This is a genomic window from Haloferax profundi (assembly GCF_001469865.1).
In the GTDB taxonomy this organism is placed as follows: Archaea; Halobacteriota; Halobacteria; order Halobacteriales; family Haloferacaceae; genus Haloferax; species Haloferax profundi.
This window is the reverse complement of sequence record NZ_LOPV01000213.1, coordinates 1-7,531: the sequence shown is the minus strand read 5'-3', so window position 1 is coordinate 7,531 and position 7,531 is coordinate 1. Positions and strand designations below refer to the sequence as shown.

The 7,531-nt window shown below is 59.6% G+C and carries 5 protein-coding genes and 1 pseudogene; 4 read left to right on the top strand and 2 right to left on the bottom strand.

The window, feature by feature from the left end; translation table 11 throughout:
* A pseudogene (locus AUR66_RS10845) lies at positions 1-614 on the bottom strand (DUF354 domain-containing protein); the annotation flags it as partial.
* 241 nt (positions 615-855) lie between these two features.
* Between AUR66_RS10845 and AUR66_RS10840 the strand changes: the two are divergent.
* Positions 856-1,782, top strand: a complete 927-nt coding sequence (locus AUR66_RS10840; protein ID WP_058572439.1) for a polysaccharide deacetylase family protein — start codon at positions 856-858, stop codon at positions 1,780-1,782.
* A 44-nt stretch (positions 1,783-1,826) separates the two neighbouring features.
* Here AUR66_RS10840 and AUR66_RS10835 read toward each other — a convergent pair whose 3' ends face one another.
* Positions 1,827-2,843 carry a glycosyltransferase gene (locus tag AUR66_RS10835; protein WP_058572438.1) on the bottom strand — a complete coding sequence of 339 codons (1,017 nt, stop codon included), beginning with the start codon at positions 2,841-2,843 and terminating at the stop codon, positions 1,827-1,829.
* A 387-nt stretch (positions 2,844-3,230) separates the two neighbouring features.
* Here AUR66_RS10835 and AUR66_RS10830 point away from each other — a divergent pair, with 387 nt between their 5' ends.
* The 3 genes from AUR66_RS10830 to AUR66_RS10820 are packed head-to-tail and all read left to right on the top strand — an operon-like array spanning position 3,231 to position 7,003.
* Positions 3,231-4,856 carry an alkaline phosphatase family protein gene (locus tag AUR66_RS10830; protein ID WP_058572437.1) on the top strand — a complete coding sequence of 542 codons (1,626 nt, stop codon included), beginning with the start codon at positions 3,231-3,233 and terminating at the stop codon, positions 4,854-4,856.
* A 6-nt stretch (positions 4,857-4,862) separates the two neighbouring features.
* Positions 4,863-5,981 (top strand): lipid II:glycine glycyltransferase FemX, encoded by a 1,119-nt coding sequence (locus AUR66_RS10825; RefSeq protein ID WP_058572436.1) that lies wholly within the window; start codon positions 4,863-4,865, stop codon positions 5,979-5,981.
* A 5-nt stretch (positions 5,982-5,986) separates the two neighbouring features.
* Positions 5,987-7,003: a lipid II:glycine glycyltransferase FemX gene (locus tag AUR66_RS10820; protein WP_058572435.1), complete on the top strand. Its 1,017-nt coding sequence runs from the start codon at positions 5,987-5,989 to the stop codon at positions 7,001-7,003.
* The last annotated feature ends 528 nt before the right edge of the window (positions 7,004-7,531 follow it).

The following is a 7,531-nucleotide window of genomic DNA, read 5'->3' as shown; positions in this document are numbered from 1 at the left end:
GATAGGCCGGTGTTTCCGACGTCGTGGAACGCTTGCCACCCAGCAAACCGGACGACGAAGTACGGCTTTTCTGGGTCGACGCCGTACTCACGGAGTGACTCCGGGTCGGGGGTGAACCAATTCGGGTGCAGGTACGACAACTCCTGGAACCCGACAGAAACTTGTTTCTCTTCGGGAACGGGAATCGAGAAGTCCGGGGGCACGCAGATTTTGTCGACGAACGGGCACGTGACTGCGTGATACACCCGTTCCAAGGCTTCGGGTTTGAGCTTCGTATCTTGATAGATGAGGTTTCGGCACCCGAGGAGTGTCGATACGTGGACGACCGACGGGTTGAGACGACTCACGATGACGTCGGGGTCGAATCGACGGGCGTACTGGAACATTCGAACTTCTCGAACCCCCCACTCCCCGACGAGCGACGCGGGGCCGAACCGATTCCACTCTGACGACAGTGGTGTGTGGTCGATACCGTACTCGTCGAGTAACGTCGTCGTCATCTCCTTTTGTCGTGACGTGACGTCGACGGTGTGGCCTCGTTCTTTCAGTTCTCGAATCGCGTTCTTGAACAGGTGTACCTGTGCTGGGTGGTTGATGTCGAATAGAACTCTCATGTCCTTCCTGTGGGTGGGGCGTGTGCGTAATCGTCGCAGACTGTACTTCCACGCGTCATCTACTCTAGGGTGTCTCTACCCAGTTTTTGTTATGAATCGTGTACCGGTTCGGAGTCGGGGAATTTCGGCTCCCTACGACTGGGACGACGCCGCTCGTCACGCTGCAGAATTTCTCACACAGCGGCGCGTCTCGGGGGTATCGGCCGTATAACAAACCGCTCACTCGCCGACTTGTTCACCGATGGGCTCTGTGGTTATCTCGCTCGACGCGGAACTCGGATGGGGATACCTCGACTTCGAGGACCCTCCAGACCGTGTCGAGTACGCGCGGTCTGGGTGGACGACACTCGTCGACCTCTTCGAGGAGTTCGACGTACCTGCCACCTGGGCAATCGTCGGACACCTCTTCTTGGACGACTGCGATGGGCGCCACAGTGCACACCCCGCTCCTGATGGGTGGTTCGAAAAAGAGACCGGCATCTGGCGGTCACGTCCGGACCTTCGCTTCGGGCGTGACCTCGTCGACGCAGTCCGAACGTCGAACGCTAATCACGAGATTGGGTGCCACTCGTACTCACATCCGCAGTTCGGCCGAATCGACCACGCGTTTGCCGACGCGGAGATTCGCGCGTGTGTAGATATTGCGAGCGACTACGGTGTCGAACTCGACTCGTTCGTCTACCCCCGCAACGACGTCGGTCACCGTGACGTCCTCGAAAAGTACGGATTCTCGTGTTACCGTGGTCCCTCACCTGTGTTTCAGGATACTCCCCTCCCGAAGGGCGTGCATACACTCGTCGATGGCGTCTATGTCCCCGGCCAGTCGTTGCTCGTCACCCCATCCGTCGACGAATACGGGTTAGTCGATATTCCGGCGTCGCTGTACCTCTTTAGTTTCGAGGGCATGGCCCTCGACATTGCGAATCGACTCGTCGGCGACCCGGTGGTACGACAGGCCAAACGCGGCATCGACCAGGCGGCGAGCGACGACGGTGTCTTCCACATGTGGCTCCACCCGAACAACCTCCACACCGACTACAGCGTAGAGCGCATCCGACGCATCTTGGCGTACGTCGCCGACGTCAGAGCCGAGACTGACCTCGTCGTCGAGACGATGGGTGAGGTTGCTCGCAGAACACTCGCCCAGTCCCCAGTTCGTCCTACCTGACCCACTTCAGACGTGACCGTGGTGACCGATGCTGTTTCTGGCGGTCACTGAAAGACACTGATTCGCTTGACGACGTCGACCCGTGAGAGGGGGTACTCGTCACGTGGTCGTGGTGGAATTCGCATACCGTAGATGAACCCAAGCCAAAGCAGTGCGTATCCGAACGTCAACCGAAACGCCTCGCTGCTCCCGCGTTCCCTGGTCAAGAACGCGAAGAAGAGCCCTGTCGCGAGTAGCCACCCAACCGTCGCGAGTGGTGAGAGCACTACACTCACGGCCCCTGCTGCGAACCATCCTCCGATTAGCACTTTGTACCTGAGTCGAAGGAGGTGCATGGCCAACAACCGAGGGCGTGACGCCGACTTTCGGAGCGTCTGACCGACGCCTTCGACGTATCCGCTTCGCCACCGGCGTCTAATCTCCCGCGCTCCCTTCGCAACGGGGTGTGACGCAGCAACGCTCGGAAGTCGGTAGAGCGTCCCACCCTCGAGGACGAGTCGGAATCCGAGGTCGATGTCTTCGAGCGACTTTTGGAACGGGTCGAATCCACCGACAGCGGCCACTGCCGACGTGTCGTAGAGTGCGACACCTCGTATCGCGTTGACGCGTTGCGGTGTGGACGTGGACCCACGAACGTTGAGGTGGCCGTCGACGCCGACGACGCCGTCGTTCGAGTGGAGGAAGTCGTACGCATCTGACAGCCACTCGGGTTCGAGGTACATGTCGCCGTCGACGTACAGAATCGTGTCTCCGTTCGCCCACTGTGTCCCGACGTAACGCCCTGCCGACGGCGTCCTGTCGACTTCGTCTGGCAACGTGAGGATGGTTATAGGGAACGATTTAGCGAGAGCGACCGTTCGGTCGGTCGAATTCGAGTCGACGAGAATCACTTCGAAGGTGCCCACGTCACGACACGACTCGAACACCGATTCGAGACACCGCTCGATTCGGGCTTCTTCGTTGAACGTGACGACGACGACAGAGAGGTCTGGCGTCTCGGGCGGGCCGCTGTCGTCTCGGTTGTCGGAGTCGTTCGATTGGAGGGTGGCTAATGGGACCATGGGTTGTGTACGTGGTGCGGTCGAAAGAGGGGGAGAAGACCGAGTGGCGTCATTGGTTCTGGTACTACATTCCCCCGGTTCCACTATTGTTACTCTGCGCCAACCGGTCACGTTTCCGGCGTTACCCACGTCGGATTCTGGGAGAGGTGGGCCCCGAAATGGCTTTGCTGTGGGATGCTGTGTCGGAAACCCGTCACGATACACGGTCGCACCCGTTCGTCAGAGAGAATCAGGAAGCAGCGAGGGACCACGCTCTCCGGTCTCCGAACGACCGCTCTCGAGTCTGGTAGTCGCGACGACACGTGTTCAGAGAACCAACAGCCGTCGGGTCGTTTTGTCTCATAGGTTCACTATAACAAAGCACGTTTCAGTGCTGTATGTATCCATATGGATGACCGGACGCAGTCGTCGCTCACGACCCTTCTTGTCGGTCTCGACGCGGCCTGTATCGAGGTACTAGACCCACTGTTCGAGGAGGATGCACTCCCGAACTTGCAGCGACTCTTCGAAGAGGGGGTGTACGGACCGCTCGAATCGCAGGTCCCCCCGTGGACTGCCAGCGCGTGGCCGTCACTGTATACCGGTGTAAACCCCGGAAAACACGGCGTATTCGGTTTTCTCTCTTTTGACGGCTACGACGCCGACGTGGTAAACGCGACCGACGTTCGCCGGCGAACCCTGTGGGAACTCCTCGACTATCACGGCCTCCGAAGCGTCGTGGTCAACGTCCCGGTGACTGCTCCCCCCAGGGCATTCGACGGGGCACTCATCCCTGGGTACGTTGGCCCAGAAGACCCACCCTGTCATCCTGCTGGGCTCCTCGACGACGTTCGGGCAGAAATCGGCGAGTATAGAGTCTACCCCAACGACCCGGAGGGGCGGGGTGACGAAGCGTACCTCGAACTCATCCGAATGCGTGGGGAGGCATTCAGGTATCTCGCCGACCGATTCGACCCGGACTTCGGGTTCGTCGAGTTCCAACAGACGGACACTGTCTTCCACGAACGACCGGGTGACCTCGAACTCGTTCGCACCGTGTACGAAGCAGTGGACGAGCAAATCGGCTCGATTCTCGAGGCGACGTCGCCCGAGAACGTCTTCGTCGTGAGCGACCACGGAATGGGACGGTACGACAAATACGAGTTCCGCGTCAACGAGTTCCTCCGAGACGAGGGATACGTGTCGGTCAGACACGGTGGGTCGGGGATGCCTTCGTGGGTCTCGATTCAAAAACGCGGCCTCGAGAAAGGCCAGTTCGAAGCGGACGACGACGCGTCGCTGGACGTGATGAACTCGGCGATGACAGTCGCCGCGCGGTTTGGTCTGACGACCCAGCGAATCGCGAGCGTCCTTCAGAAACTCGGACTCGCCGAGTACGTCGCCCGCGTCGTCCCTACCGACGTCAAGCGAGCGGGGACTACACAGGTCGACTTCCCATCTTCGCGCGCGTACATGCGCGACCTCATCGAACTCGGGATTCGAATCAACCTCGAAGGGAGAGAACCCGACGGAACGGTTCCACAGGACGCGTACGAAGACGTTCGTCGTGAGTTAATCTCCGCCCTGAAGACCGTCGAGACGCCGGACGGTGAACTCCTCTTCGAGGACGTCGCCCCCCGAGAGGAGTACTTCCACGGTCCTGAAGCACACAACGCGGTCGATATCGTCCTCGTCCCGTCGAACTACGACCACTACCTGAGTGCCCAACTGTACGGCGAGCAGTTCGGCGACCCCACAGAGTCGTGGAACCACAAGCGTTGGGGAGTGGTCGCAGCGTCTGGTCCGGCTATCGACTCGCACACACCACTTGGTGATGCACACCTGTTCGACGTCACACCGACGATTCTCGCGACGTACGGCCTCCCGCCCGACGAAGAGATGGACGGCACCTCGCTCCCCATCGTCGACGCGCACCCACCGATTAGCTATCCCCCGTTCGAACCGGCCGAACGGGTGGAGACGAACGACACCGAGGTGGAAGACCGCCTCGCGAACCTTGGCTACCTGGAGTAACCCTCAATGAGCACCCTCGACGTACACGTATACAGCAGCATCGACGCAGTAACCGAAGGACAGTGGAACAACGTTGTCACGCAGTCAGACCAAGGCAGTGTGTTTCACCGCTACGAGTGGTTACAGGCCGTCGAAGACACACTTCCGTACACCCCGCGACACGTCGTCGTGACGAAGAGTGGAAACCCAATCGCGGTGTTCCCCAACTTCGTGACCGACATCGACCTTCCGACCGGGGCGGCGTTGGTCGATAACCTCGGATTCGTTCCGAACTTCTTGAGCGAAGCAGCCTCCACGTCACGATTGTTCGAGGAGCAACCGCTCAAGCGGTTGATATCGGCGACCCCGGGATACGGTGGCCCCGTCGTCACCTCGGACGAGACGGAGTCGCTCGACTTGATGTTCGATACACTCGAACGGGTGAACGGCCGAAACATCCTCTTCCACACGATAAAGGCCAAAGACCCGAGTTACATGCGATACGGCAAGTACCTCGCGAAGCACGGGTACGAGCCGAAACTGACCGACTGCCGGTTCGAGTTGCACCTCACCGAAGAGTGGGAAGACATCGAACGGCGGATGGACAAAGAGCGACGCAAATCGCTTCGGAAAGCACACGAGAACGACGTCTCCGTCCACGAGGCGGAACTGACGGCGGAGGAGATCACCGCCACACACGAGGCGTACATCGAGAACATGGAGCGTGTTCGCGGCCACACCTACCCACTTTCGTTCTTCGAAACCGTCGCGTCGGCCCTCCCCGAGCGAATGAAGATATTCGTCGCGGAAGCCAACGGCGAGGAGATTGGCCGATACGTGCACTTCCTCGACGACGAACAGGAGACGATGATCTACTACTTCTCGGCGATCGGTGACGTGTCTAACTTCGACTACTACCCGGCGGAACTCCTCCACGAACACGCCATCAAGTGGGGCAAAGAAAACGGCTATCGGTACTACGACTTCGGAAGCACCGGTTCGACCTACACTGACGGTATCTTCAAGGCGAAAGAGAAGTACGGCGGTCGGCCCGTCCCGACGCTCCAGTGGGACAAGGGACAGTCACCGGGCCTCTGGCACCTGTACAAACTCGCACGAACAGCGTACCGAAAGACGGCCTACTGAGTCCAATGAGCATCGACATCATCGAAGCAGAGTGGGACGAACTCGATGCGTGGGACGACTACGTCGACGAGTCCCCGATGGCGAACGTGTTCCATCAATCCGACGCGCTCCGTATCCAAGAACGACACTCGAACTCGACGCTGCATCCGCTCGTCGGGAAGAAAGGACAGGAAGTCGTCGGAATCTTCCCCGTGTTCCAGAAGGAAAAGGGGCCGTTCTCGGGTGTGTTCTCTCCCCCTCCTCCATTGTGGGTCCCCCGACTCGGTCCAGCACTGCTGAACGTCGGCGACCTGCGCCAGCGCAAACTCGAGAGTACCGCGAATGGCTTCATCGAGGGTTGTAACACCTGGATTCGCGAGAACCTCCCGCGAAACTACATGCAGGTCCGAACGGAGGCGGCGCTCACCGACGTTCGGCCGTTCAAGTGGGACGGTGGGGACGTGACGCCGGAGTACACGTACGTCCTCGACATCACGCCGGACGAAGACGACCTGCTCATGCGGTTTACGAGCGATGCGCGAAAGAACATCCGCAACGTGGACACCGACGAACACGACTTCACTGTCGAGGAAGGCGGTGTCGAAGAAGTAACGCGAATCCTCCGGCAGGTGAACGAGCGATACGAAGAGCAAGGAGAGGGCTTCAACATGCCCACCGAGTTCGCCGTCGACCTGTACGAGTCACTTCCCGAGGGACAGATTCGACCGTACGTCTTCCGCTACGAAGGGACGTACGTCTCCGGGATGCTCACCTACGAGTACAAAGACCGGGTGTTCCGGTGGCATGGGGGCGTTCGTCCAGACATGGACGTCGGACTCTCGGTGAACGAACTCTTGGATTGGCACATCATTCGAGACGCCAAGACGCGGGGTGTCACGCACTACGACCTCGTCGGTGCCGGGAACGCCCGACTCAACCTGTACAAGACGAAGTACAACCCGGACTTGGAACTCTTCTTCAGCGTGCGCTCGGGGTCCCGAGGCATGAAGACTGTCGTGGACCTCTACCGGAACGTTCTGTAGACGGTCGGCCGCAACTGGCTACCCCCTTGGGTCGTCTTAGTACCTCGTCCTGACCGAAACGGGACGTACGCCGACTAAGTCCGTCGGATTGTCGGCACCAGCTCGATGCCGAGGCGAGCGGAAGCGCAGCTCCGACGTCGACGTCGCAGACGACTGTGTACCGATGCGCTCTCGACCCATCTGTGCACCCGGTGCGCTCTCAATCCATGTCTGCCCTCGCGTGTGCGTGCGTACGAACAGAGTCGAACCACACTGGAATAGAGTACGAACCACACTGGACGCTCTGAAAATCACCGACTGCCTCTGAGGAGGGCCTGACGCACCCGGTCGAGCCCTCTCTTTTGTCTGTATTCTAAGGGGTTGCTCGCTCTCTACGCGTGTTCTGAAGCGGTGACGACACCGACCGCTGAGCGCGCGCGAGTCTCGACGACAATATCAATTTAAAAGAATATTTTTGCTGTTTCTCCGAATAATCGCCCTCTTAATGCGCTCAGAATCCGTTTCGGACTCCCGCACATCCCGCGCCGA

Bases quoted from the DNA above. Each gene is read 5' to 3' on its own strand.
- AUR66_RS10830 (WP_058572437.1), top strand. From the start codon at position 3,231: ATGGATGACCGGACGCAGTCGTCGCTCACGACCCTTCTTGTCGGTCTC.
- AUR66_RS10835 (WP_058572438.1), bottom strand. From the start codon at position 2,843: ATGGTCCCATTAGCCACCCTCCAATCGAACGACTCCGACAACCGAGAC.
- AUR66_RS10825 (WP_058572436.1), top strand. From the start codon at position 4,863: ATGAGCACCCTCGACGTACACGTATACAGCAGCATCGACGCAGTAACC.
- AUR66_RS10820 (WP_058572435.1), top strand. From the start codon at position 5,987: ATGAGCATCGACATCATCGAAGCAGAGTGGGACGAACTCGATGCGTGG.
- AUR66_RS10840 (WP_058572439.1), top strand. From the start codon at position 856: ATGGGCTCTGTGGTTATCTCGCTCGACGCGGAACTCGGATGGGGATAC.